The following is a 23,359-nucleotide window of genomic DNA, read 5'->3' as shown; positions in this document are numbered from 1 at the left end:
CGGGGCGGTCACGGCCCGGTCCCCGCGTCGATCAAGTGATCGACGGCTGCGTCCGGAATCGACGCGGCACGCGGGAACGCGGTGCGTGCGTGCTCAGTTTACTCCCGGACCACCGACGGAGGCGACCGTCGCGTTGCCCGCGCGCGTCGCGACGGCGGACGGGAGGCCCGTGGCGGGCTCGACCCGGGCCTCCAGTCCGTCCTCCGGTCGTGTCTCAGACCTGCGGTGCGGACCGCGGACGCGTCGAACCACCGGTCGGGAGGCTCGGGGCCGCGTCCGCCAGGGCGGCCTGCGTCGCGGCGAGGAGCTGCTGGGCCGTCTGGATCCCGTTGGCGGAGCCGGTGGTCGCCTGGCCGCCGGCGTGGGCGAGCAGCTGGGCGCCGATGGCGGGTCCGATGCGGTCGGCCTCGCGCGGGTTGCGCGCGACCCAGTCGCGGGCGATCGCGTCGGCGAGGCGCTCGGCGGCGGCGCCGCGCTCGGCGTCGCCTCGGGACCGGTGCCAGAGCCCGGTGACCACAAGGTGGGCGACGACGGCGCCGACGTCACGGACCGGGAAGCCCCAGCCCGCGGTGTCGATGTCGAGCAGGCCGGAGATGCGCCACGGCTCGTCCTCGTCGACGAACACCTGCTCCAGGTGCAGGTCGCCGTGCACGACCTGCTTGGTCGAGCTCGACCAGCCGATGGAGCGGCGGCCGATGGCGTCGTACAGGCGGTCGATCTCCTCGGCGTCACGCGGCAGCGCGGCGATGAGCGTGCGACGGTGCCAGTCGGCGTGGTCCATCGCGTCGGCGCGCGCCTGCTGGGTCATCGGGACGGTGGCGACCCGACCGCTCAGCGCGGCGAGCGACGCCACGAAGCGGGGGTCGTCGGCGATGTCGAGGATGCGGCTGCCGGCGGGCACGCCGCGGATGCGCTCGAGCACGAGCAGGCCGTCGCCACGGCTGGACAGCACACGCGGCACCGGCAGACCGGCCGCGACGAACTGCTCGTGCGACTGCACGATCGGCGCGACCCGGTGCGGACGGACGATCTTCAGGAACAGGGTGCGCTCGGGGGCGTCCACGCGCACGACCGCGCGCTTGCCCGGGCGGTACGCCGCCACGGTGAGCACCGGGTCGGTGACGGGCATGCCGAGCGTGGTCAGCAGCTCGGCGACGGCATCGCGGTAGGTGACCTGCGGCAGCACCGGTAGGCCGGGGTCGTTCGGGTACGCCCACACCGACACCGGGTCGCCCGTCGCCGGGTCGGTGACGATCGCGCTGTTCTGGTCGTGGGTGCCGCCGGTGTCGACGTAGGTCAGGACCGTGGCGCGCTGGCCGTTGCGGTCCACCGTGTCGACCTCGTAGCCGTACAGGTAGCCGTTGCCCGAGGGCTCGACGGAATGCGCCCGCGCGGCCACCACGGAGGTCCCGGAGCCGGCGAAGGCCTGCGGGATGACGCGCTCATGGTTGGGCCACACGACATCAGTCAACCGTGTCGCGCGGGTTTCGTCGCGTTCGTGCACGGCTCGGCGCGCGGCCGGTGGCTACCGTGGTCGGTGTGAACCCGGTCGCGCGTCTCCGCAGCTCCAGTCGCACGCCGTTCCTGCAGGTCGTGAAGACCGCCGTCGCGGTGGTCGCGGCCGTACTCCTCTGCCGCCTGGTCATCCAGGGGCCGTTCCCCACCTTCGCGGCGATCGCTGCACTGCTCGTGGTGCAGCCGAGCATCAACCAGTCGTTCGTGAAGGGGCTCGAGCGGAGCGCGGGCGTCGTGATCGGCGTCGTGCTCGCCACCGGGTTCCACCTGCTGCTCGGCGACGGCGTGTTCGTCGTGCTGCTCGTCATCGTGCTCGCGATCCTCATCGCCTGGGCGCTCCGGCTCACCCCGACCTCCGCCACCCAGGTGGGGATCAGCGGGATGCTCGTGCTCACCGCCGGGGTCGTGACGCCGAACTACTCCGCCGACCGGATCCTCGAGACCGTGATCGGTGCGATCGTCGCCCTGGTCGTGAATGCGCTCATCGTGCCGCCCGTGCTGCTCGAACCGGCGCACCTCGCCGTCGCCCGGCTCGCCCGCGACACCGCGGTGGCGTTCGAGCGGATCGCGATCGGCCTGACCGAGGGGTGGGACCGCGACCGCTGGGACGAGGCGCTCGTCGCGGCCCGCGCACTGCGGCAGCAGCACGCCAAGGCCGAGGCGTCCCTGGGGTCGGCGCGCGAGTCCCTGACGATGAACCCGCGCAGTGGCCGGCACCGGACGATCCTCGACCGCGACGTGGTGACCACCGACCACCTGCGCGTCCTGGTGACCCGGGTCACCGGCATGACCCGGGCGATCCGCGACAACACCGCACCGGACCTGCGCGACGACCCGGTGGTGCACGGCATCGCGACCGAGGTGGCACGGATCGGTGCGGACGTCCGGGCGCTGAGCGCTCGGGTGGAATCGACACGGCTCGACCCGGTGGACGGGGTCGGCGGAGCGGACACCGCTGCCTCCCGGCCGGACGTCGGGCCGTGGGCGGAGGCTTCCGAGCCGGCGCTCACCGCGCCGCTCGAGGTGGTCCGGCCGAACTCCCGGCACTGGGTGCTCATCGGGGCGCTGCTCGAGGACATCCGACGGGTGCGTGGCGAGCTGCTCGGCGAGGACGACTAGCGCCGGCACACCGGCACGTTGCGCTTGCGCGCTGCTGGGCGTCGGCGCGCTGCTGGGCGTCAGCGCGCCGCGCAGGCCGCTTCCGACGCCGTCCGCACGACGTCCGACCAGATCACCGCGGTCGGCACGACGTCGGTCGCGGTCGCACCCGGGATGCCGGCGTCGGCGTACCGGCTGATCTCCGCGACGACGGCCTCGGTGCCGACCTCGCGTGCAGCACGGCTCGCCACGTCCGGTACCGCCGTCCGCAGTTCCGCGACCACGCGGTCGCGCGGTGCGTCCTCCAGCTGCGCGAGCGCACCGATGCCCTTCCACGCGGCGTCCAGTTCGGCGCGCAGGCGCACGATGGCCGGGTGGTCGATCGAGTCGTTCATGATCCCCCAGTGCGGGCGGCGCATCGGGTCGCGCTGTCCGCTGCCGGAGCCTAGCAACGAAGCAAGCGGCGCTCACGTCCCTAGAACGTGGGACAGACCGTTCCGCCTCGTCCTGTGACGAGATTCAGCGAGTCGGACCCGGAGAACGGCCCTCCGCGCCGGTTCGATGCCACGATGGGTCCGAGGAGGTCCACTATGCGGCTGTTGGTGGTCGAGGACGACGACGAGATGCGTGCCCTGATGGAACGCGGACTCGCGGCCGAGGGGTACCGGGTCACGGCCGTCGAGAACGGTGTCGAGGCGCTCATCGCCCTCGGCGAGCAGGCGTTCGACCTGGCGGTCGTGGACGTGATGATGCCCGGCATGTCCGGCTTCGAGCTCGCCCGGCGGATCCGTGAGCGCGAGGACCCCGTGCGGATCCTGCTCGTGACCGCGCGCGATGCCGTCGACGACCGCGTGTTCGGGCTCGACGCGGGCGCGGACGACTACCTCACCAAGCCCTTCGCCTTCGCCGAGCTCACCGCTCGGCTGCGTGCGCTCGGCCGTCGTGAGTCCGCCGGGGCACCCCGAACAATCGAGGTCGGGGACGTCTCCATCGACTCCGAGGCCCGCCGCATCTCGATCAAGGGCCAGCGCGTCGCCGTGAGCCCCACCGAGTTCGCCCTGCTCCGACTGCTCGCCCGGTCCGCCGGCAGTGTCGTCGACCGCCCGAAGATCCTCGAAGAGGTCTGGGACGGTTCGCAGCACGTCGACCCGAACGTGGTCGAGCAGTACATCTCGTACCTCCGCAAGAAGCTCACCGCGCACGAGGCCACCGTCGCCATCGCCACGGTCCGCGGTCGCGGGTACCGCCTGGATCTGCTCGGGGCGTGAGCGGGGCCGACGACGCCCCACGATCGGACCGTCGACGCGGCGGTCCGATCCGGCCGCTGCGTCTGCTGTCGCTGCGTGCCCGGATCACGATCGGCTCGACGGCGATCGCCGCGATCGTCATCCTGCTGCTCGTCCTGGTGATGCGCTTCCAGGTGGTGAGCGTCGTCGCGAGTGCGACCCGCACCCTGCTCGACGCCGATGCCGACCCGTACGTCGCCACGCTCGAGGTCGACAGCGACCCCGACCTCTCGCCGCCGGGCAACGCGCAGCTCGTCGCCGTCGTGTCCCCGTCCGGCGAGATCGTGCTGTCGACGATGCCCGATCGTGTCGAGCAGGCCCTCGGCAGTCTGCGGTCCACCCCCGCCGGCACCTCGATCATCACGGCATCCGGCTCGGAGTACCGCGTCGTGGTGGAGCACCCCGTCAACGAGGCCGGCCGCTGGACCGTCGTCGCCGCCCGCAACTCGCAGGCCGAGGCCATCGTCGTCGACGACCTCACGACGACGCTGTCGCTGACCGGTCTGGCCATCCTGCTCGCCTTCGGCGTTGCGTCCTGGGTGCTCGCGACCACCGCGCTGCGCCCGGTGAACCGGATGCGCCGCGAGGCCGAACGGCTCTCCGTCGCCCCGGAGCGTGCCGAACTGCCGGTGGGCCCCGCCCAGGACGAGCTGGCGTCCCTGGCGACCACGCTCAACGCCTTCCTCGCCCGGACCCGGCAGGCGACCGAGCGCGAACGCCAGATGGTGTCGGACGCCAGCCACGAGCTCCGGACGCCCCTGGCGATCCTGACGACCCAGCTCGACCTCGCCTCGCTCGACGGCAACGACGCCGCCGCCCTCGCCGCCCACATCGAACGCGCCAAGCACAGCGTCGCGCGGTTGTCACGGCTGGCGAACGACCTGCTCGCCCTGTCGCGGATCGAGGAGTCGGAGCGCCGTGAACAGGACGGCGACCGGCGCCCCGAGACCGCCTGGTCGGACCTCGGCGACGAGGTGATGGCCGCGGTCGACCGCGTCCGGCTCATCGCGTCGGCGAAGGACGTCACCGTCGACTTCGACCTCGAGCCGCCCGTCGCCGTCGGCGGTTCCGGCCCGGGCATCGGCGGCGGCACCGTCGAACCGCGGTACCGGATCGACACCGGTGGGATGGCACAGCTCGTCACGAACATCGCGGGCAACGCCGTGGCCGCGCTCCCCCGCGGCGGCGGCATCTTCGTGTCCTGGCGGAGCACCGGCGGCGAGGGCGTGCTGCAGATCACCGACGACGGCCCCGGCGTGCCCGAGTCCTTCATCCCGGTGGCGTTCGACCGCTTCACCCGTCCGGACGAGGCCCGGACGTCCCGCCCCAACCCGGACCCGTCCACCGGTGCCGGCGCCCTGCCCGGCGGCTCGGGACTGGGACTCGCGATCGTGCGTGCGGTGGCGGAACGGGCGGGAGGCACGGCGTCGCTCCGCAACGTGCCCGCCGGTGGGCTCGAGGTCACGATCAGCCTGCCCGAGGTGCGCTGAGGACGACCGCTCACTCGGGCACGCCCGCTCACTCGGGCACGCCCGCTCACCCGAGCAGACCGCTCACTGGAAGTCCCGCGAGCGGGTGCGGACGGACAGCGACAGGTGCTCGATGCGGTCCGCCACCAGGTTGACGACCCCGTCGGGCGAGCGCTCGAGGATGCCCCGGACGATCACCGCCGGGGACTCCCGCGCCACCCGGCGGAAGCGCCCCCAGACCCCGACGCTGCAGATGACGTTGACCAGCCCGGTCTCGTCCTCGACGTTCAGGAACGTGATGCCGGAGGCCGTCGCCGGACGCTGCCGGTGCGTCACGATCCCGCCGACCTCGACCCGTCGTCCGGTCTCGGCGGTCGCGGTGTCCTGCACGCTGAGCACCCGGCGGGCTGCGAGCCGGTCGCGCACGTGCCGGACGGGGTGGTCGTCGGTCGTCATGCCCGTCGACCACATGTCGGCGATGAGCACGTCCCCGCTCGTCATCTGCCCGAACAGCGGCGGCTGCACGAACACCTGCGTGTCCGGCAGCTGGTCGGGGCGCTCGGCGGCCGCCTGGGCAGCCGACCACATCGCACCGCGGCGGTCGATGTCGAACGGGGCGAAGGCGTCGGCGGCGGCGAGGGCCTCGAGCTGCGGCGTGGTGAGCCCGACCCGGCGGGCCAGGTCCGACATGTCGCGGAACGGACCGTTGGCGTCCCGCTCCGCGACGATCTTCTCGGCGCTCTTCCGGCTGAGCGACGCGACCTCGGCGAGCCCGAGCCGCACGGCGAAGGCACCGTCGCGTCGGTGGCTCGCGGTGTCGTCGGGGAGTGCCTTGTCGAAGGGCAGCACCGGTGGCTGCTCGGCGGCCAGGCACGCGTCGGCACCGGCAGGAGCATCCCCGTCCGGTAGCGGTTCGAGCGTGGCGTCGACCCCGGACCGCAGGATGTCCGGTCGCAGCACGCGGACGCCGTGCCGTCGGGCGTCGGCGACCAGGGTCTGCGGTGAGTAGAACCCCATCGGCTGCGCCCGGAGCAGTGCCGCCAGGAACGCCCCCGGGTAGTGCAGCCGCATCCACGCGCTCGCGTAGACGATGAGGGCGAAGCTGATCGAGTGGCTCTCCGCGAAGCCGAAGTTCGCGAACGCCTGGATCTTCGCGTAGATCGCGTCGGCGTCGGCCCCGTGGATGCCGTTGTCCGCCATCCCCGCGTACAGCTTGTCGCGCAGTCGGTCGATCTTCTCGTGCCCGCGCTTCGACCCCATCGCCCGTCGCAGCAGGTCGGCGTCGTCACCGGAGCAGTTGCCGACCGCGATCGCCATCTGCATGAGCTGCTCCTGGAACAGCGGGACCCCGAGGGTGCGTTCGAGCACGGGTTCGAGCGCCGGGTGCATGTAGGTGATCGGTTCCTCGCCCGTGCGCCGGCGGATGTACGGGTGCACCGCGCCGCCCTGGATGGGCCCGGGGCGGACGAGTGCGACCTCGATCACCAGGTCGTAGAACCGCCGCGGGAGCAGTCGGGGCAGGGTGCCCATCTGCGCACGGGACTCCACCTGGAACACCCCGATCGTGTCCGCGCGGCAGAGCTGGTCGTAGACCCCCTGTTCCTCCTTCGGGATGGAGTGCATCTCCCAGCGCTCCCCGCAGTGCTCTGCCGCCAGGTCGAACGAGTACTGCAGCGCCGCGAGCATGCCGAGCCCGAGCATGTCGAACTTCACGAGCCCCATGTAGGCGCAGTCGTCCTTGTCCCACTGCAGCACGGTGCGGCCGTCCATCCGGGCGTGCTCGATCGGCACGACCTCGCCCACCGGACGGTCGGTCAGCACCATGCCGCCGGAGTGGATGCCGAGGTGCCGCGGGAACCCGAGGACGTCGCTCGCGAGCCCGACGACCGCCGGCGGGATGTCGTGGTCCTGGCTCTCGGTCACCGACCCCCACCGCTCGACCTGCTTCGACCAGGCGTCCTGCTGCCCGGGGCTGTGGCCGAGCGCCTTCGCCATGTCGCGCACCGCGCCCTTGGGCCGGTAGGTGATGACGTTCGCGACCTGGGCGGCGTTGTGCCGGCCGTACTTGGCGTACACGTACTGGATCACCTCTTCGCGGCGGTCCGAGTCGAAGTCGACGTCGATGTCGGGTTCCTCGTCACGCATCGCCGACAGGAACCGCTCGAACGGCAGCCCGTACCGGATCGAGTCCACCGCGGTGATCTCGAGCAGGTAGCAGACCGCCGAGTTCGCCGCCGAGCCCCGCCCCTGGCAGAGGATGCCCCGACCGCGGGCGTACTGCACCATGTCGCGCACGATCAGGAAGTACCCCGGGAAGTTCTTCTCCTCGATCACGGACAGCTCACGCTCGATGCGCTCCCGCTTGCGGGGGTCGACGCCGTCGGCGCTGCCGGGGTAGAACCGCCGGGCACCCGTCCACGTGAGCTCGCGGAGCCACGACATCGCGGTGTGCCCGTCCGGGACGTCGAGGTCGGGCAGCCCGGGCTGCACGGTCTTCAGCCGGAACCCGAGCTCGTCGGCGAGCTCCACGGTCCGCTCGATCGCACCGGGGTAGCGCCCGAACCGTCTGGCCATCTCGGCGCCGGAGCGCAGGTGAGCGGTGTCGGCGGCCGGCAACCAGCCGTCGATCTCGTCGAGGCTGCGCCGGGCGCGCACCGCCGCGAGCGCGGTCGCCACCGGGAACCGGTCGGGGGTGGCGTAGTGCACGTTGCCGGTGGCGACCAGGGGCAGCGCGTGCTTCGCGGCGAGGGCGGCCAGTGCGTCGTTGCGGGCGCTGTCGAGCGGGTCGCCGTGGTCGAGCAGCTCCACGACGACGTTGCGGCTGCCGAACCGGTCGAGCAGCACCCGGAGCGCGGTCTCGGCGGCGGACTCGCCACCCTGCTCGAGGGCCTGCCGCACGGATCCCTTCCGGCAGCCGGTGAGGACCCGCCAGTGCCCGTCCGCCCGCGCGGCGAGGTCGTCGAGGTCGTACTGCGGGCTGCCCTTCTCGGACCCGGCGGCCAGGTGTGCGCTCGTCACCGCGCCGGCGAGCCGGTGGTAGCCGTCCTGGCCGTCGGCGAGCAGGAGCAGGTGCGAGCCCTCGGGGTCGGGCACACCGTTCTGCGGTTCGGTCAGCCCCAGGGACAGCTCGGTGCCGAAGACGGTGCCGACCTGCGGGTACGACTCGGCGACCTCGGCCATCCGGGCGGCCCCGTAGAAGCCGTCGTGGTCGGTGAGCGCGAGGGCGTGCAGCCGGAGCCGAGCAGCTTCTTCGAACAGGTGCTCGGGCTGACTGGCGCCGTCGAGGAAGCTGAAGGCCGAGTGCGCGTGCAGTTCGGCGTACGGCACGACGGGTCCACCGTCGGTGTCGAGCGGCGACGGGACGTACGGCTCGCGCTTCCGCGACCACGCGGGGCTGTCGCCGCCGTCGCCGTCGTGCGCCGTGCCCGGGCTCCGCTTGTCGGACAGCGCGCGCTCGAACTGCGACCACGGGATGGGTGGGTTGCTGTAGCCCATCAGGTCACGCTCCTGTCGGTGGTGGTGGTCGGGGTCACGTCGCGATCGCCTCGGCCCACCAGCGGTGGTCCGCCAGCACCAGGTACCAGGCACGCCCCTCGGCGTCGACGAGCTGCAGCCGGTGCAGGCGTCGGCCACCGGACTCCCACCACCGGACGACGAGCGGCCACGGCCCCGCCCAGGCCGTCACGGCGGAGAACCCGCCGCCCCGGTCGCCCTCGGCGCGGAACCGGTCGGGTGCGCCGGACAGCACGCCGCGCTCGTCGACGTCGACGCTCGCACCGCCGACGGCGACGACGTCGACCGGTCGGGGGCGCTCGAGCACGGTGGCGGGTGGCGGGCCGGGCAGCTTGCCGGGCCACGGTCGGTCGCGGACGGTCGCCAGGGCTCGCTCACCGCCGGCGGGCGCGTCGCCCCACGGCACGAGCACCACGCGCTCGGACAGGGTGCGGCCCCCACCGATGCGCGGACTCACCACACCGTCGTGGCCGACCATGCCCTGGATCCGGGCGAGGCCGTGGTGCACGCGCTCGTCCGGGCCGGAGCCCCACAGCCCGCGCTCGTGGTTCGCCATGTCGTCGACGGCGACCGGCTCGAGCACGACCGAGGTGACCGGCGCCTCGAGCCCGCTGGGGTCCACCCCGCCGGCGAGCTGCCACCGCACCCGGTCGACCACGTCGGCGGCGTCGAACCAGCGCGGGTGCGCCCAGGTCCGTTCGAGCAGGATGTCGCGCTCGTCGACGATCCCCACACGGATGGTCGTCGCCACGAGCCCCGCGGCCCGGAGTCGCTCGGCGAAGTCGTCGGCGGAACGCCGGAACGCGAACGCGATCTGGTCGGCACGGTCCAGCGGGGGTTCGAACGACGCCTCGACCCGGAGTTCCGGCGGGATCTCCCGCGCCGCGATCTCGCGGGGGTCGCGGCCCCCGGCCAACCGGTGCAGGAACGCCCCGGCCACGCCGAAGCGGTCCCGCACCTGCTCGTCGCCGAGTGCCGCGAAGTCGCCGAGCGTGGTGATGCCGAGCCGGTCGAGCACCGTCGTGAGGTCGGGGTCGCCGAGCACACCGAGCGGCAGGTGCGCGAGGAAGTCCGCCGATCCCCCGACGGGCACGAGCCGCACCCGTTCGCCGGGACGCACCGGACGGGCCCGGGCGGCCTGGTCCGCCGCGAACGGGGTGTCGGCCACCCCGGCCCGCACCGCGGGGGCGCCGTGGTCGGCGGCGATGCCGGCGAGGGTCGCCGCCGCCGCGCGCTCACCGCCGTAGTACCGGGCCGGCCCGCGGGCGCGGAGCGCGAGGGTGCCCGGCCGCAGCACCTCGACCCCGGGGACAGCCGCCTCGACCGCACGGATGACGGGCTCGAACGCGCGGTGGTCGAGGGCGTCGTCGTAGGGCTGCACGAGGAGCTCGGGGCACCGCGCCTGCGCCTCACGCACGCGGAGCCCCCGCACGACACCCTGCTCACGCGCGGACGCAGAGCTCGCGAACACGAGCCCCTTCGCGGTCAGGGCGAGGGGCTGCTCCGGCGGGGTGCCACCGGCCCGAGCCGCCGCGATGACCGGCCAGTCCGGGCACCAGAGCACGATCGTCCGGGTCGGGGGTGGTTCGGGCAGTGCCGCCCCACGCGTGATCGCGTCGGTCCGGACGCGCCCGGAGGCGATCACGACGCCACCGCCACGGGCCGCAGCACGCGGGTGTCCCCGGAGCCCACCGTCGGCACCGGTGTGGCGGCCCGGACCGCACCGTCGGCCGCGGGCAGGAGCAGCTCGGCGGTCGCCGGACGCACCGCGCCGGCACGCCCGGTCGCGGTCACGGTGGCCCGGCGCTCCGTCAGGTGGCCGTGGCCCTGACCGATGCCGCTCCACGTCGAGGACGTGACCCGCAGCGTGACGTCCGCCCCGGGCCAGGAGCCGAGCGCCACGAGTGCACCACCGCGCTGTCGCAGCCGAGCCGACAGCCGTGCCACGTCGCCCGGCACGACCCGGCCGAGCGGTCGGGTGAGGACGATCTGGGCGACGTCGGCCATCGCCGCCGTCACGGCGAGCCACTGGTCACCCGGATCGGGGACGAGCACGAGCCGTTCGAGGTCGATCCCCGCGGCGGCGGCGGCTTCGATCCCGAAGGACGGCACCCCGACGACCGCACACCACGCCCCGGCTGCCGAGGCCGCCTGCAGCATCGTGATCGCGAGCAGCACCGACTCGGGGACGGCGTAGGTGCCACCGACCCGGATCGCGCCGCCGGGCAGCAGGGGTTCGAGTGCCGGGGCGGTGGGGAGCCCGGCGGTGTCGACCCGGGTGGACTCCATGTCGGCCACCCGGGACCGCAGGGACGTGATGCGGTCGAGCGCGGCCCGGGCATCGCTCAGGTGGTCCGGCCCACGGCGCGCACCGCCACCGCCCGCACCGTTGCCGCCGCGTGCAGCACCGCTCCGCCCGCCCCGGTCCGGGGTGGGCGACCGGAGTGCCGCCGCCGTCTGCATGCCCTCATATTCGAACATGCGTTCGATGATGTCAATCGCGTCCGACATCCGTGGACAGTCCTGGTCGAACACGTGTTCGGATCAGGGCAACAGCTCACCAGCCGGCGACCGCCCCGACCCCGCCGAGCACCGAGCGCGTCTTGGTCTCGACCTCGTCCGCCTCGTCCGCGGGCACCGACGACCAGGTCACCGCTCCCCCTGCTCCGAGGGTCCGGGATCGCACCGCCCCCGACTCGTCGAGCACGGTCACGAGGCTACGGATCGCCACCGACAGGTCGACCGCCCCGCTCGTCGAGAAGTACCCGATCGCGCCCGAGTACACCCCGCGCGGCGCTCCCTCGAGCCGGTCCGCGATCGCCGTGGCACTGCTCTTCGGCGCGCCGGTCATCGACCCCGGCGGGAACGCCGCGTGCACCACGTCGGCCCGCGACGTCCCCGGCGGCAGCACCGCCCCGATCGTCGAGACCAGCTGGTGCACGCTGGCGTACGTCTCGACGGCACACAGCCGCTCGACGTGCACCGACCCGGGCACCGCGGTCCGCAGCAGGTCGTTCCGCAGCAGGTCGACGATCATCACGTTCTCGGCGCGGTCCTTCGGGCTCGCCGCCAGGTCGTCCCGCGCGGCCGCGTCCGCCACCGCGTCGGCGAGCCGCCGCCGCGTGCCCTTGATCGGCTCCGCGAGCACCGCTCCGGCCGCGTCGATCCGCAGGAACCGCTCCGGGGACCGGCTCGCCACGCGCAGCGGGCCGAGCCGCAGGAACGCGCCGAACGGCACCGGGTCGGCCGCCCGCATCCGCAGGTACTCGCCCAGGTGCGGGTCCGTACCGGGGCCGCCACGGGCCTCCAGTCCGACCGCGAAGGCGGTGGTGAGGCAGACCTGGAACGCGTTCCCCTCGCGGATCTCCGCGCGGCACGCGTCGACCGCCCGCTCGTAGGCGGCGCGCGTGACGCGTCCGGTCGCCGTGGACACCCCGGCCGGGAGGCCCGTGGCCGCGTCCACGACGCCGGCCGACGTCGTGGGGGTGGTGAGCTCCTCGAGCCACGCGCGGTTCCGTGCGCTGGCCGCCGGTTCCGCGTCGGCGACGAGCGCGAGCGCCCAGGCGCCACCGGTGTGGTCGACGACGACGGCTCGGTCGACGAACCGCAGGTCGGCGTCGGCGTGCCCGTCGGCGGTGCGGTCCGGGCCGCCGGACTCGCGGCCGAGCTCGTAGCCGAGGAACCCGACCCAGCCCAGCGCGAACCCGCACCCGACGACCGGCTCGGGCAGGCGGGGCGTGCGTCGGAGCAGGTCCGCCAGCACCGCGAAGGCCGGACGCTCCTCGGATCGGGCGGGCCCGAACCACCACTCGGCGGACGCGGCGACCGTCAGGTGCGCGCGACGGTCCTGGTGCCGGAACCGGGCGGCGAACGGCCCGTCCGTCCACGCCAGCACGGAGAAGCGTGCCCGGGGCCGAGCCGTGGCGGGGGCACCGTCGGGCAGGCCGGAGTCGAGCCACACCACGTCCCCGGCGACCTGCGTCGCCAGGGCCGCGAGGTCGGGGGCCGCGTCGAGTCGGCGGACCTCGACGCGGACGCCGGGGTCGGGGGTGCTCAGATCGCGGCGATCGTCCATGCGGCGGCGTGCGAGGCACCGGGCGCGAGCACCACGAGGCCGCGGTCCGCGCCGTCGTTGAAGGCGTCGGGGGCGCACGTCATCGGCTCGACGGCGAGACCGACGCGGTGGTACTCGGGGACGACGTGGTCGGCGGTGTGCACCTGCGCCCAGCCGCACTCCGGCCCGAAGGTCGCACGGACCCCGCGACCGTCCGCCGCCGTGACCGCGATGGTGGCGAGGCCGGCGGCGTCGCGGTCGAAGCCGGTGAAGGCGTGGTCGATGAACCGGTCGCCGATCAGCGTGGGCGTGCGCAGGTCGAACTCGTCGTGCACGGGCACCAGGTCGGTCGGGATGAGCCGGTCCGGCGTCACCTCGAGCACCTGGGCGGCGGGGAGGGTGAGGGTCCAGTCGTCGACGGCGCCGGTACCCGCGACGAGGTACGGGTGCGGGCCGGTCCCCCACGGTGCGTCCTCGGCCCCGGTGTTCGTCCCGGTGATCGTGGTGTGCAGCCCCTCGGCGTCGAGCCGGTACTCCACGGTGACCTCGACGCGGTACGGGTAGCCCTGCTGCGCCTGGACGGTCGTGGCGAGCACCACGCGGTCGTCCGCCTGCTCCTGCACGCGGAAGTCCGTCCACGCGACGAGTCCGTGCAGGGCGTGGTGCCGTGCGGGCTCGGTGAGGGCCAGTTCGTGATCGACGCCGCCGAACGAGTACTCGCCGTCGACGATCCGGTTCGGCCACGGGGCCAGGACGGCACCACGGAAGACCGGGCGGACCTCGTCGGCGTCGAACGGGACGACCAGGTCTCGGCCCTCGTGCCGCAGGGTCCGCAGTGTCGCTCCGACGGTGGCGATGTCGGCCGTGTACCCGGCGGAGGCGATCGTCAGCGGGGACCCGGACAGCGGCGCGTCGTTGCTCATGCGCTCAGCGTATCGGGCCACCGAGTCCCGCCGGGCGTACGAAAAACCCCGCCGTTCCGAGGAACGGCGGGGTTGAGGGTGGATCTGAGGGGACTCGAACCCCTGACCCCCTGCATGCCATGCAGGTGCGCTACCAGCTGCGCCACAGACCCAGATCGTGCTGCTTCCGTACCAACCGGTTCCCCGGAGGCACCATAGAAGCGTACACCATGCGAACGCCGGGCAACGAAATCGAAGCCGTCACCCGGGCGCGTCGCTGATCAGGCGGTGTGGTCCACCGGGAGCTCGAGCGGGATCGTCGGGCAGTCGGCCCAGAGACGCTCGAGCGAGTAGTACTGGCGGTCTTCGTCGTGGAAGACGTGCACGATGATCTCGCCGAAGTCGATGAGGACCCAACGGCCCTCGGTACGGCCTTCGCGGCGGAGCGTCTTGGCACCGAGCTCGAGGAGTCGTTCCTCGACGGCATCGGCGATGGACTGCACGTTGCGCTCGTTCCGACCGGTTGCGAGCAGGAACACGTCCGTGAGCTGCAACGGCCCGGTCACGTCGAGAGCGACGAGGTCCTCGGCCTGCTTGGCGTCGGCCGCGAGTGCTGCGGCCTGCACGAGTTCCAGTGCGCGAGTGGAGGCGGTCACGGATTCCTTCCGGTCGTCGAACCGACGGACAGCCGGTTCGCTTGATGGGTCACGATCATAAGCCACCCCGCCGACAGCGGCCAGGCCAGGGTCGGCGGGGTGGTGGAGAACGGACGTCGAGGACGGCAGCGGTCAGCCGCCGAACGCGTGGGTGGTGAGCAGTGCGGTGATGATGACGCCGGCCGCGGCCAGCCCGACCGCGCCGACCGTCACACCGAGGATCAGCGGCGTGCGCGACTCCTTCGGCTTGGCGGCGGCGAGCACGACCTGACGGGTCGAGGTGTGGCTGGACACCGCGCGGCTGGCCCGCACCGGGCTGGCATCGGTCTCGGGCTGCTCGTCCTGCTGCTCGAGCAGGCGGTCGACCTCGGCGCCGTCGATCGGCCGGTGCGACCCCGTCGACGACAGCGACGCCGGCAGGTCGATCGACCCGGTCAGGATCACCTCGCCCGTCGCGTTGAGGGCACCGGTGGGGTCGGCCAGCGCCGAGTTCGGCAGGATGATCGCGTTCGTGTTCGTCACCGCGACGCGACGGGTGCCGGTCTCGGCGTCGTGCACCTCGGAGTCGTTCGAGTCGTGCGCCTGCTGCGACCAGTGGCCGGCGGGCGGCGCGAAGGCCGTGGTCACCGGCTTCGGCTCGGTCGGACGCTGGAACGCGGCGGGGACCTTCGGGGCCTCGGTCGCGGGCTCGGGCAGCGGCACCTCGTTGGTGTCGTCGTCCTCGGCGTCGAGCGAGAGCGGGAACACCGCGGGGGTCGCTGCTGCGGCGTTCGTCGGGATCGGCACCGGCGTGAGGGCGGGCTGCGACCCGGCAGCGGGAGCGGGAGCGTCGTCGGCAGACCGATCCGGAGCGTCCTCGGACGACTCGTCCGCCGGGGCGACGTCGGTCGTCTCGTCCGCAGGGGCGTCGTTCACCGGCGCATCCGACTCAGGGACGTCGGTCTCCGGCGCACCGGACTCGGGGACGTCGGTCGCGGACGCGTCGGACTCGGTGACGTCGGCGGGCGGCGACCACGTCGACCGGTGACGGCGGGGCTCCTCGGCGTGCGCAGCGGCCTCGTCGAGGGGCTCGAGCGCGTCCGGGGACCCGTCGGCCTCGGTGGCCTGGGCGACGGCGGCCTGGTCGAGGACCGTCGGGGCAGCGGGCTGCTCGTCGTGCGCGGCCTCGGCGTCCGGAGCGCTCTGCGGCGCGGCGGGGTCGATTGTGTCCACCGACCCGAGGACGTCCTCGACGGTGCGGTCGGACGACTGGGGCGTGGGGTTCTGCAGCGGCACCGGCAGGACCGCCTGGCGCTCGGCGGCACGGAGCTGCCGGATCTGCCGACGGGTGAGCCCACCGCTGCCGGGGACGATCTCGGTCGCGGAGGCCGGCGGGAACGGCGGCACACCGGCCGCGGGCGCCGACACCGGGACGGACGGGGCAGAGCCGGGGTCGGTCTGCGCCGATGCCGGCGCGGACGACTGGGCGGGGCCACCGGGGGCCGGGGCGACGTGCGACCCGGGGCGGCGACGGGACTCGGCGGTCTCGGCGGCGGGTGCGGCGACGGTCGGGGGCGGCGTCGCGGGCTGCGAACCGGCCGCGGCGGCACGCTCCCGCTCGCGCGCCTGGCGCCGCGACAGGGGCGGCTGCGCGTCGGACGAACTCATGCAACGCTCCGATACAGATGGTGCTTGGAGATGTACTGGACGACACCGTCGGGAACCAAGTACCAGACGGGGAACCCCCGTCGAACCCGGTCACGGCAATCCGTCGAGGATATGGCCAGTGCAGGGACTTCGAGCAAGCTTACGTCCCGCTCGGGCAATCCGGTGAGGCTCAAGGCGTGTCCCGGACGCGTCACGGCCACGAAGTGCGCGAGGTCCCAGAGACCATCATGGTCTTTCCAGTCGACGATCTGCTGAACGGCGTCTGCGCCCGAGATGAAGACGAGCTGGGCATCCGGTCGCTGTTCGTGCAGGTCCCGCAGGGTGTCGACGGTGTACGTCGGCCCCGGGCGGTCGATGTCCACGCGGCTGACGGTGAACATCGGGTTCGACGCGGTGGCGATCACGGTCATCAGGTACCGGTGCTCGGCGTCGGTGACGTCGGACTTCATGTACGGCTGTCCGGTGGGGACGAAGACGACCTCGTCGAGGTCGAACGCCCGCGCCACCTCGGACGCCGCGACCAGGTGCCCGTGGTGGATGGGGTCGAACGTGCCACCCATCACGCCGATGCGTGGCCGTCCGGTGGTCTCGAGCATCGAGTGGTCGGTCAGATCTTGGTGTGACCGAACTCGTCGACACCCGTCTCGTGGTGGCGGGTGGCCTCGAACTTCTGGGAGTGGCGGTAGGCCACGTCGCGGAAGCTCCAGGTCACGAAGCCGAGGAAGATGAAGAAGAGGGCGCCGACCATCGGGAACACGAACGCGGGCGCCCCGGAGGCGTGCTCAGCAGCTTCTGCGAGGAGGGTCATCGTTCGTGCTCCGTTCGGTCGGGGAAAGACGCCGTTCAGTCTAGCCGCGGATCTGCCCGGACCCGCGCACGATCCACTTCGTGCTCGTGAGCTCCGGCAGGCCCATCGGACCGCGCGCGTGCAGCTTCTGCGTCGAGATGCCGACCTCGGCCCCGAAACCGAACTCACCGCCGTCGGTGAACCGGGTCGAGGCGTTCACCATCACGACCGCCGAGTCGACGGTCGCCAGGAACCGTTCGGCGGTGTCGACGTCGTTCGTGACGATCGACTCCGTGTGGTGCGTCGACCACCGGGCGATGTGCGCCATCGCCGTGTCGACGTCGGGCACGACGCGGATCGACAGGTCGAGGTCCATCGACTCGGTCGCCCAGTCGTCGTCGGTGGCGCGGAGCACTCCGGGCACGATCGCCCGCGTGGCGTCGTCGCCGCGCAGCGTCACACCGGACGCCCGCAGCCGGTCGGCCAGCAGTGGCAGGAGCCGTTCGGCCGCGGCCTCGTGCACCAGGAGGGTCTCGAGGGCGTTGCACACGCTCGGCCGCTGCACCTTGCTGTTCAGGACGATGTCGACCGCACGCTGCTCCGGCGCGGACGCGTCGAGGAACACGTGCACGACGCCCGCACCGGTCTCGATGACGGGCACCTGCGACTCGGTGACGACGGTCTGGATGAGCGCGGCGCTCCCCCGCGGGATCAGCACGTCGACCAGGCCCCGTGCCCGCATGAGCTCGGTGGCACCGGCGCGGCCGAACTCGTCGATGGTCTGCACCAGGTCGCGGGGCAGCCCCACCGACTCGACCGCGTCCTGGATCCGGGCGACGAGCACGGCGTTCGTGTGCTGGGCGGCCGATCCGCCGCGGAGCACGACGGCGTTGCCCGACTTGAGCGCGAGGGAGGCGATGTCGACGGTGACGTTCGGGCGTGCCTCGTAGATGGCCCCGACGACACCGAACGGCACGCGCACCTGGGTGAGCTGGAGTCCGTTCGGCAGCTGCGACCCGCGCACGTGCTCCCCCACGGGGTCGGTCAGCCCGACGACGTGTTCGACCGCGGCGGCGAGGGCCTCGATCCGGACGGGGTCGAGTCGCAACCGGTCGAGCAGCCCGGACGAGAGTCCGCCGTCCTCGCCGGCGACGAGGTCGTCGTGGTTCGCGGCGACGATCTCGTCGGTCGCGGCACGCACTGCCGAGGCGATCGCACCGAGGGCGGCGTCCTTGACGGCGGTCGTCGCGGTCGCGAGCGCCGACGAAGCGGCCCGTGCCGCCACGAGCTTGTCGGTGAGGGTCGGGGCGGGCGCGATGGACGACATGGACCGATTGTAGGTCCGCCCCTCGGTTCGTGACGGGCCTGCCGGACGCTCGCCGTGCCTCCAGGCCAGGTCCGCCGCGCCGACCGGTCACGACACGTCGTCACCCGCCTGCCGAGCGGTCACCGATCGTCGCTCCGCGACGCCCGCGCCGACGGTTCCCGACCGCACGACGGTGTCCCGACGGGGAGCCGTGACCGCCTGGAGGCCCGGCACCGGTCTCGCGCACCCGCACCGGGCCTCCAGGCGGTCGCGTCCACCCCACCGACCGGTCACGACACGTCGTCCTGCGCCACGCGCGCGGTCACAGACCGTCGCTCCGCGACGCCCACACCGACGGTCTCCGACCAGTCGGCGCCGTCCCGACGGGGAGTCGTGACCGCTCGCGGCCACCGGCGGGCGCGGCGCGGACTGCGTCAGGGACGCGGTGCGGCGTGGAACCAGGTACCGAGGTGTTCGCCGGCCAGCGCGCGGTCGACCAGCGCCGTGTCGGTCACGAGCACCGCGGTGCCCGCCTCGGCCGCGAGCCGCGCGGCGGCGACCTTGGTCCCCGCTCCCCCGGTGCCGACACCGGCGGTGCCGATCGAGCCGAAGGTGACCCCGGCGAGCTCGTCGCCGAACGGCACCTCGTCGATGCGGGTCGCGCCGGGCTGCTCCGGGGGCGCCGTGTAGAGCGCCTCGACGTCGGAGAGCAGCACGAGGGCGTCGGCGCCGAGCAGCCGGGCCACCAGGGCTGCGAGCCGGTCGTTGTCGCCGAAGCGGATCTCGTGCGTGGCGACGGTGTCGTTCTCGTTCACGATCGGCAGCACGCGCAGGGCGAGCAACCGGTCGATGGCGCGCTGGGCGTTCACCCGGTGCGTGGGGTTCTGCAGGTCACCGGCGGTGAGCAGGATCTGCGCCGCGACGACACCGTGCCGGTCGAGTTCCTTCTGGTACCGGAACATCAGGACGTTCTGCCCGGTGGCAGCCGCCGCCTGCTGCGTGGCGAGGTCGTCCGGTCGGCCCTCGAGTCCGAGGAACGGGAACCCGGTCGCGATCGCACCGGACGAGACGAGCACGACCTCGGTCCCCCGGCCGTAGGCGGCAGCCAGCGCGTCCACCAGGGGGCCGATCTGGCCGGCGGCGTCACCGCTGACCGAGGACGAGCCGACCTTGACCACGATCCGCCGCGCACGCGGGATGTCCTCGCGCCGTGTGACGGGTCCGAGGTCGGTGCGGGCGGTCGTGTCGGTCATGCCGCGGTCAGTCCTTCTGGTCGCTGGTCTCGACCTGGTCGGCGTCGAACTGGTCGCCGGTGCCGAGCTGGTCGCTGGTCACCACCTCGTCGTCCACCCAGAGCCCGGAGACGCGCTCCTGCTCGAGCTCGGCACGGGCCGCCGCCTTGGCGTCCATCCGCTCGAAGTACTCCTCGCGCCGCTCGTTGCGGGTCGGACGTGACGTCGCACCGATGCGGGCGTCGGTCCCACGGGCGCTCGTGATGAGCTCCGCGGTCGACGTGAGCGTGGGCTCCCAGTCGAAGACCATGCCGCCGTCGCCACCGATGACGACGGTGGAGCCGGCGACGGCTCCGGCCTTGAACAGGCCGTCCTCGACGCCGAGCTTCGCGAGCCGGTCGGCCAGGTAGCCGATCGCCTCTTCGTTGGTGAAGTCGGTCTGCTGGACCCAGCGCTCCGGCTTCGCGCCGCGGACGCGGTAGAAGCGGTGCTCCTCGCCACCCTCGGCGCGCACGGTGAACGGCTTCTCGTTGACCGAACGGGGGCGGAGCACGATGCGCTCCGGCACCGGCTCGGCCGCACGGGCGGCGCGGGCCTGCTCGACGATGTCGGCCAGGGCGAACGTCAGCTCGCGGAGCCCCTTGCGGGACGCCGTGGAGATCGGGAAGACGCGGTAGCCGCGGCCCTCGAGCTCGGCGGTGACGAACTCGGCCAGCTCCTGCGCCTCGGGCACGTCGATCTTGTTCAGGGCGATGAGCTGCGGGCGCTCGAGCAGCGGCACCTGGCCCTCGGGGACCGGGTAGCGCTCGAGTTCGCCGAGGATGACGTCGAGGTCGCTGATCGGGTCACGGCCCGGGTCGAGCGTGGCGCAGTCGATGACGTGGAGCAGCGCCTCGCACCGCTCGACGTGGCGCAGGAACTCGAGCCCCAGGCCCTTGCCCTCGGACGCGCCCTCGATCAGACCGGGGACGTCGGCGACGGTGAAGCGGGTGTCACCGGACTCGACGACACCGAGGTTCGGGGTGAGGGTCGTGAACGGGTAGTCCGCGATCTTCGGCTTGGCGGCGGAGACGGCCGCGATCAGCGAGGACTTGCCGGCGCTCGGGAACCCGACCAGGGCCACGTCGGCGATGGTCTTCAGCTCGAGGCTGATGTCCCCGGCCCAGCCCTCGGTGCCGAGCAGCGCGAAGCCGGGGGCCTTGCGCTTCGTGGTGGAGAGCGCCGCGTTGCCGAGGCCGCCCTGTCCACCGGGGGCCACGACGACGCGCATGCCGGGCTCGGTGAGGTCGGCGATGACCTCGCCGGACTCGTCGTACACCACGGTGCCGACGGGCATCGGGAGCTCGAGGACCTCGCCGCTCACACCGCTGCGGTGGTCACCCATGCCGGGCTGCCCGTTCTTCGACGAGCGGTGCGGGGAACGGTGGTAGCCGAGCAGCGTCGTCACCTGCGGGTCGGCCACGAGCACGATGTCGCCGCCGTCACCGCCGTTGCCGCCGTCGGGCCCGGCGAGGGGCTTGAACTTCTCACGGCGGACCGACACGCAGCCGTTGCCGCCGTGCCCCGCGCTGAGGTGCAGGGTCACGCGGTCGACGAAGGTCGCCATGGGTCCACTCCAGGTGTTTCGTTGTGCCGACGGGATCGTCGGCGGGAAAAGCGAAGGAGGGGCGGGCACTCGGCCCGCCCCTCCAGCTGCAGTCGTTCGAACGACTACGCGTTGACGATGTTGATGACCTTGCGGCCACCCTTGGTGCCGAACTCGACCGAACCGGACGAGAGGGCGAACAGCGTGTCGTCGCCACCGCGGCCGACGTTGGCGCCCGGGTGGAAGTGCGTGCCGCGCTGGCGGACGATGATCTCGCCGGCGTTGACGACCTCGCCACCGAAGCGCTTCACGCCGAGGCGCTGTGCGTTCGAGTCACGACCGTTGCGAGTGGAACTCGCACCCTTCTTGTGTGCCATGAGTTGACTCCCTTACGCGATCTTGGTGATCTTGACGCGGGTCAGCTCAGCGCGGAAACCCTGGCGCTTCTTGTACCCGGTCTTGTTCTTGAACTTCTGGATGATGACCTTGGGACCACGGAGGTCGTCGAGCACCTCGGCGGTGACGGTCACGTTCGCGAGCTCGGAAGCCGCCGACGTGATCTTGTCACCGTCCACGAGGAGCACGGGGGCGAGGTCGATGTTGCCCTTGTCGTCCGCCTTGGCACGGTCGATGGTCAGGATGGTGCCGACCTCGACCTTCTCCTGACGGCCGCCGGCGCGCACTACTGCGTAAACCACGTGGAAATCCTTACGTAACTCTGCTTGAGGGAAGTCTCGGGTGCCCACTTCTGCACGAGCGGCTCCCGGAAGGCCGGGCCCGATCGGCGACGCAGGCAGAACGGCCCGCTGACACCAGGGACCGAGAATACTCGATCACCCTGGGTCCGGTCAAACGGCGACACCCGTACGATTGCACGGTGACCGTGTTGATCGACCCACCGACGTGGCCCGCCCACGACACACTGTGGTCGCACCTCGTCAGTGATGAATCCTACGCGGAACTCCACGCGTTCGCTGCGCGGGCCGGGGTGCCGCGCCGTGCGTTCGACCACGACCACTACGACGTCCCGCTCTCGCGGTACGACGAACTTGTGGCCGCTGGCGCCTCGGCCGTGACCGGTCGCGAGCTCGTGCTGCGGTTGATCCGGAGTGGGCTGCGCGTGGCGCAGCGGGACAAGCGCGGCATCTGACCGCGCGTCCGGACGCCCGGGAGGCGCGGCGTGCGTCCGCCCCGCCCGGCGCCGCACACGGTGCGCCGCCGGCTCGCAGGGCCGCGCGAACGGTGCGAGGTTCCGTGTTCGGTGCGACGTGGAGACGGGCGCACCGAGTACGGAACCCCGCACGGCTCGAAGGGGGCGGCTGTGACGCGGCGGGGCCTCGCGCCGTGCGAGGGGTCGCGAACGGGCTCAGCGGGGCGCTGGACCGCCCCAGGGGTTCGCCGGGGGCTGCTGCTGATCGGAGCGCGGCCCGGCGCCGTACTGCCCGCCGTACTGGCCGTGGGGGTCGGGCTGCACACGCCCCTGCCCGTACGGTGCCGGCGGCTGCTGCGGCTGCTGCTGCTGCTGCTGCTGCTGAGCCTGCGGCTGGATCGTCGAGGGCGGGACCGCGTCGGCGGGTCGGACGGTGCCCGGCATCCCCGGGGTCGTCGGCGCGCCTCGTCCGCGGCGCGGCCGACCGAGCCAGAGCCAGGCCGCCGTCGCGGTCGCCAGGAGCATCACGGTGAACGGCAGACCGTTCTGCAGTGGCCGCGTGAGCACGTCGATGACGAGCTGGGAGCCGCCGGCGGTGGCCGCTCCGAACGAGCCGGTGAAGACCCCGACGAGCATCAGGGCCACCGTGCCAGCGGCGCCCGCGAGGACCACGCGGAGCAGGAGCCTCGGCAGCGGGCTGCGGCGGTCGATCGGCGTCAGGAACGCCAGGGCCAGGAACGCACCGACGTAGTACGGGAACGGTGCCACGAAGACCCCGGTCGTGAAGCTGCCGAGCAGACTCGTGCCGGCGCCGTAGTGCCGGAACGGACTGACCACGAGCGAGGTGCCGAGCAGCCCGAAGAGCCCGGACACGAACTCGACGAGCACCAGGGCCACCACGGCGATGAGCGCACCGGCCGTGTTCGTCACCGAAGCGCCGGGCGCGAAGGCCCGGCGCGGGTCGGCCGGGGCACGGGGCGGCCGCGGCGGGGCGTACGGCGCGCCGGCACCGGGCTGACGCCCGTACTGCGGCACACCGCCCTGCTGCGGCGGCACCGGGCCGCCGGGCTGCTGGGCACCCGGGCCGGGCGGTGCGGGCTGGGACCAGCCCGCACCGTAGTACCCACGCTGCTGCTGCGGGTCGCCCGGGTTCGTCACG

Annotated in this window: 21 protein-coding genes and 1 tRNA gene; 4 read left to right on the top strand and 18 right to left on the bottom strand. The window is 73.1% G+C overall.

The features are described 5' to 3' along the window. Positions 1-214: 214 nt before the first annotated feature. Positions 215-1,459: a phosphotransferase enzyme family protein gene (locus HP445_RS01540; protein WP_071405569.1), complete on the bottom strand. Its 1,245-nt coding sequence runs from the start codon at positions 1,457-1,459 to the stop codon at positions 215-217. Between the two features lie 80 nt (positions 1,460-1,539). Here HP445_RS01540 and HP445_RS01535 point away from each other — a divergent pair, with 80 nt between their 5' ends. Further along, complete coding sequence (locus tag HP445_RS01535) at positions 1,540-2,634, top strand: FUSC family protein (RefSeq protein WP_128781316.1); 1,095 nt, start codon at positions 1,540-1,542, stop codon at positions 2,632-2,634. Positions 2,635-2,693: 59 nt separating this feature from the next. On the opposite strand, the gene HP445_RS01530 is transcribed toward HP445_RS01535, so the two are convergent. Then, entirely contained in the window at positions 2,694-3,032 is a 339-nt protein-coding gene (locus HP445_RS01530; RefSeq protein ID WP_027464726.1) for a hypothetical protein, read from the bottom strand. 171 nt (positions 3,033-3,203) lie between these two features. On the opposite strand from HP445_RS01530, the gene HP445_RS01525 reads away from it, so the two are divergent. Both HP445_RS01525 and HP445_RS01520 read left to right on the top strand, forming a co-directional pair. Continuing rightward, complete coding sequence (locus HP445_RS01525) at positions 3,204-3,881, top strand: response regulator transcription factor (protein WP_017885962.1); 678 nt, start codon at positions 3,204-3,206, stop codon at positions 3,879-3,881. Then, positions 3,878-5,389 (top strand): sensor histidine kinase, encoded by a 1,512-nt coding sequence (locus tag HP445_RS01520; RefSeq protein WP_084741168.1) that lies wholly within the window; start codon positions 3,878-3,880, stop codon positions 5,387-5,389. The genes HP445_RS01525 and HP445_RS01520 overlap by 4 nt, the downstream gene beginning before the upstream one ends. Before the next feature lie 63 nt (positions 5,390-5,452). On the opposite strand, the gene HP445_RS01515 is transcribed toward HP445_RS01520, so the two are convergent. The 15 genes from HP445_RS01515 to rplU form a co-directional block, all read right to left on the bottom strand. Further along, positions 5,453-8,863 (bottom strand): error-prone DNA polymerase, encoded by a 3,411-nt coding sequence (locus HP445_RS01515; RefSeq protein ID WP_128781315.1) that lies wholly within the window; start codon positions 8,861-8,863, stop codon positions 5,453-5,455. Between the two features lie 34 nt (positions 8,864-8,897). Further along, positions 8,898-10,526 (bottom strand): DNA polymerase Y family protein, encoded by a 1,629-nt coding sequence (locus HP445_RS01510; RefSeq protein WP_084741164.1) that lies wholly within the window; start codon positions 10,524-10,526, stop codon positions 8,898-8,900. After that, a complete protein-coding gene (locus tag HP445_RS01505; RefSeq protein ID WP_175330763.1) occupies positions 10,523-11,392 on the bottom strand; it encodes a hypothetical protein in 870 nt (289 codons plus the stop codon). Before HP445_RS01505 ends, HP445_RS01510 begins: the two co-directional genes overlap by 4 nt. 46 nt (positions 11,393-11,438) lie before the next feature. Further along, complete coding sequence (locus HP445_RS01500) at positions 11,439-12,956, bottom strand: anthranilate synthase component I family protein (RefSeq protein WP_128781314.1); 1,518 nt, start codon at positions 12,954-12,956, stop codon at positions 11,439-11,441. Continuing rightward, complete coding sequence (locus HP445_RS01495; protein ID WP_128781313.1) at positions 12,935-13,858, bottom strand: aldose 1-epimerase family protein; 924 nt, start codon at positions 13,856-13,858, stop codon at positions 12,935-12,937. Before HP445_RS01495 ends, HP445_RS01500 begins: the two co-directional genes overlap by 22 nt. A 79-nt stretch (positions 13,859-13,937) precedes the next feature. Further along, positions 13,938-14,010, bottom strand: a tRNA-Ala gene (locus HP445_RS01490). Between the two features lie 108 nt (positions 14,011-14,118). Continuing rightward, positions 14,119-14,493, bottom strand: coding sequence for a ribosome silencing factor (rsfS, locus tag HP445_RS01485; protein ID WP_027464721.1), 375 nt, complete (start codon positions 14,491-14,493; stop codon positions 14,119-14,121). 132 nt (positions 14,494-14,625) lie between these two features. Further along, positions 14,626-16,140, bottom strand: coding sequence for a hypothetical protein (locus HP445_RS01480; protein ID WP_128781312.1), 1,515 nt, complete (start codon positions 16,138-16,140; stop codon positions 14,626-14,628). Beyond that, complete coding sequence (gene nadD, locus HP445_RS01475; RefSeq protein WP_027464719.1) at positions 16,137-16,736, bottom strand: nicotinate-nucleotide adenylyltransferase; 600 nt, start codon at positions 16,734-16,736, stop codon at positions 16,137-16,139. Before nadD ends, HP445_RS01480 begins: the two co-directional genes overlap by 4 nt. Positions 16,737-16,747: 11 nt before the next feature. Continuing rightward, the gene (locus HP445_RS01470) at positions 16,748-16,948 is read right to left on the bottom strand and encodes a hypothetical protein (RefSeq protein WP_035807661.1); all 201 of its coding nucleotides are present in this window, start codon (positions 16,946-16,948) and stop codon (positions 16,748-16,750) included. 40 nt (positions 16,949-16,988) lie between these two features. Continuing rightward, entirely contained in the window at positions 16,989-18,254 is a 1,266-nt protein-coding gene (locus HP445_RS01465; RefSeq protein WP_128781311.1) for a glutamate-5-semialdehyde dehydrogenase, read from the bottom strand. A 413-nt stretch (positions 18,255-18,667) separates the two neighbouring features. Then, positions 18,668-19,486 carry a glutamate 5-kinase gene (proB, locus tag HP445_RS01460; RefSeq protein ID WP_217499638.1) on the bottom strand — a complete coding sequence of 273 codons (819 nt, stop codon included), beginning with the start codon at positions 19,484-19,486 and terminating at the stop codon, positions 18,668-18,670. Positions 19,487-19,493: 7 nt separating this feature from the next. Next, positions 19,494-21,071 carry a GTPase ObgE gene (gene obgE, locus HP445_RS01455; RefSeq protein ID WP_111054875.1) on the bottom strand — a complete coding sequence of 526 codons (1,578 nt, stop codon included), beginning with the start codon at positions 21,069-21,071 and terminating at the stop codon, positions 19,494-19,496. A 104-nt stretch (positions 21,072-21,175) separates the two neighbouring features. Beyond that, a complete protein-coding gene (gene rpmA, locus HP445_RS01450; RefSeq protein WP_017885976.1) occupies positions 21,176-21,427 on the bottom strand; it encodes a 50S ribosomal protein L27 in 252 nt (83 codons plus the stop codon). A gap of 12 nt (positions 21,428-21,439) precedes the next feature. Beyond that, positions 21,440-21,748 carry a 50S ribosomal protein L21 gene (gene rplU / locus HP445_RS01445; RefSeq protein ID WP_027464715.1) on the bottom strand — a complete coding sequence of 103 codons (309 nt, stop codon included), beginning with the start codon at positions 21,746-21,748 and terminating at the stop codon, positions 21,440-21,442. A 179-nt stretch (positions 21,749-21,927) separates the two neighbouring features. On the opposite strand from rplU, the gene HP445_RS01440 reads away from it, so the two are divergent. Then, positions 21,928-22,200: a DUF4031 domain-containing protein gene (locus HP445_RS01440; protein WP_128781310.1), complete on the top strand. Its 273-nt coding sequence runs from the start codon at positions 21,928-21,930 to the stop codon at positions 22,198-22,200. A 216-nt stretch (positions 22,201-22,416) separates the two neighbouring features. Here HP445_RS01440 and HP445_RS01435 read toward each other — a convergent pair whose 3' ends face one another. Next, positions 22,417-23,358 carry a hypothetical protein gene (locus HP445_RS01435; protein WP_128781309.1) on the bottom strand — a complete coding sequence of 314 codons (942 nt, stop codon included), beginning with the start codon at positions 23,356-23,358 and terminating at the stop codon, positions 22,417-22,419. Position 23,359 lies beyond the last annotated feature (1 nt).

This window comes from Curtobacterium flaccumfaciens (genome assembly GCF_013359815.1).
In the GTDB taxonomy this organism is placed as follows: domain Bacteria; phylum Actinomycetota; class Actinomycetes; order Actinomycetales; family Microbacteriaceae; genus Curtobacterium; species Curtobacterium flaccumfaciens.
This window is presented reverse-complemented; position numbering and strand designations above follow the sequence as displayed.

What these genes read in the sequence shown, in the direction of transcription:
- HP445_RS01470 (WP_035807661.1), bottom strand. Translation starts at nt 16,948, where the DNA reads ATGACCCTCCTCGCAGAAGCTGCTGAGCACGCCTCCGGGGCGCCCGCG.
- HP445_RS01500 (WP_128781314.1), bottom strand. Translation starts at nt 12,956, where the DNA reads ATGGACGATCGCCGCGATCTGAGCACCCCCGACCCCGGCGTCCGCGTC.
- HP445_RS01495 (WP_128781313.1), bottom strand. Translation starts at nt 13,858, where the DNA reads ATGAGCAACGACGCGCCGCTGTCCGGGTCCCCGCTGACGATCGCCTCC.
- HP445_RS01465 (WP_128781311.1), bottom strand. Translation starts at nt 18,254, where the DNA reads ATGTCGTCCATCGCGCCCGCCCCGACCCTCACCGACAAGCTCGTGGCG.
- HP445_RS01515 (WP_128781315.1), bottom strand. Translation starts at nt 8,863, where the DNA reads ATGGGCTACAGCAACCCACCCATCCCGTGGTCGCAGTTCGAGCGCGCG.
- HP445_RS01505 (WP_175330763.1), bottom strand. Translation starts at nt 11,392, where the DNA reads ATGTCGGACGCGATTGACATCATCGAACGCATGTTCGAATATGAGGGC.
- nadD (WP_027464719.1), bottom strand. Translation starts at nt 16,736, where the DNA reads ATGCTCGAGACCACCGGACGGCCACGCATCGGCGTGATGGGTGGCACG.
- HP445_RS01480 (WP_128781312.1), bottom strand. Translation starts at nt 16,140, where the DNA reads ATGAGTTCGTCCGACGCGCAGCCGCCCCTGTCGCGGCGCCAGGCGCGC.
- rpmA (WP_017885976.1), bottom strand. Translation starts at nt 21,427, where the DNA reads ATGGCACACAAGAAGGGTGCGAGTTCCACTCGCAACGGTCGTGACTCG.
- obgE (WP_111054875.1), bottom strand. Translation starts at nt 21,071, where the DNA reads ATGGCGACCTTCGTCGACCGCGTGACCCTGCACCTCAGCGCGGGGCAC.
- proB (WP_217499638.1), bottom strand. Translation starts at nt 19,486, where the DNA reads ATGACCGACACGACCGCCCGCACCGACCTCGGACCCGTCACACGGCGC.
- HP445_RS01530 (WP_027464726.1), bottom strand. Translation starts at nt 3,032, where the DNA reads ATGCGCCGCCCGCACTGGGGGATCATGAACGACTCGATCGACCACCCG.
- HP445_RS01525 (WP_017885962.1), top strand. Translation starts at nt 3,204, where the DNA reads ATGCGGCTGTTGGTGGTCGAGGACGACGACGAGATGCGTGCCCTGATG.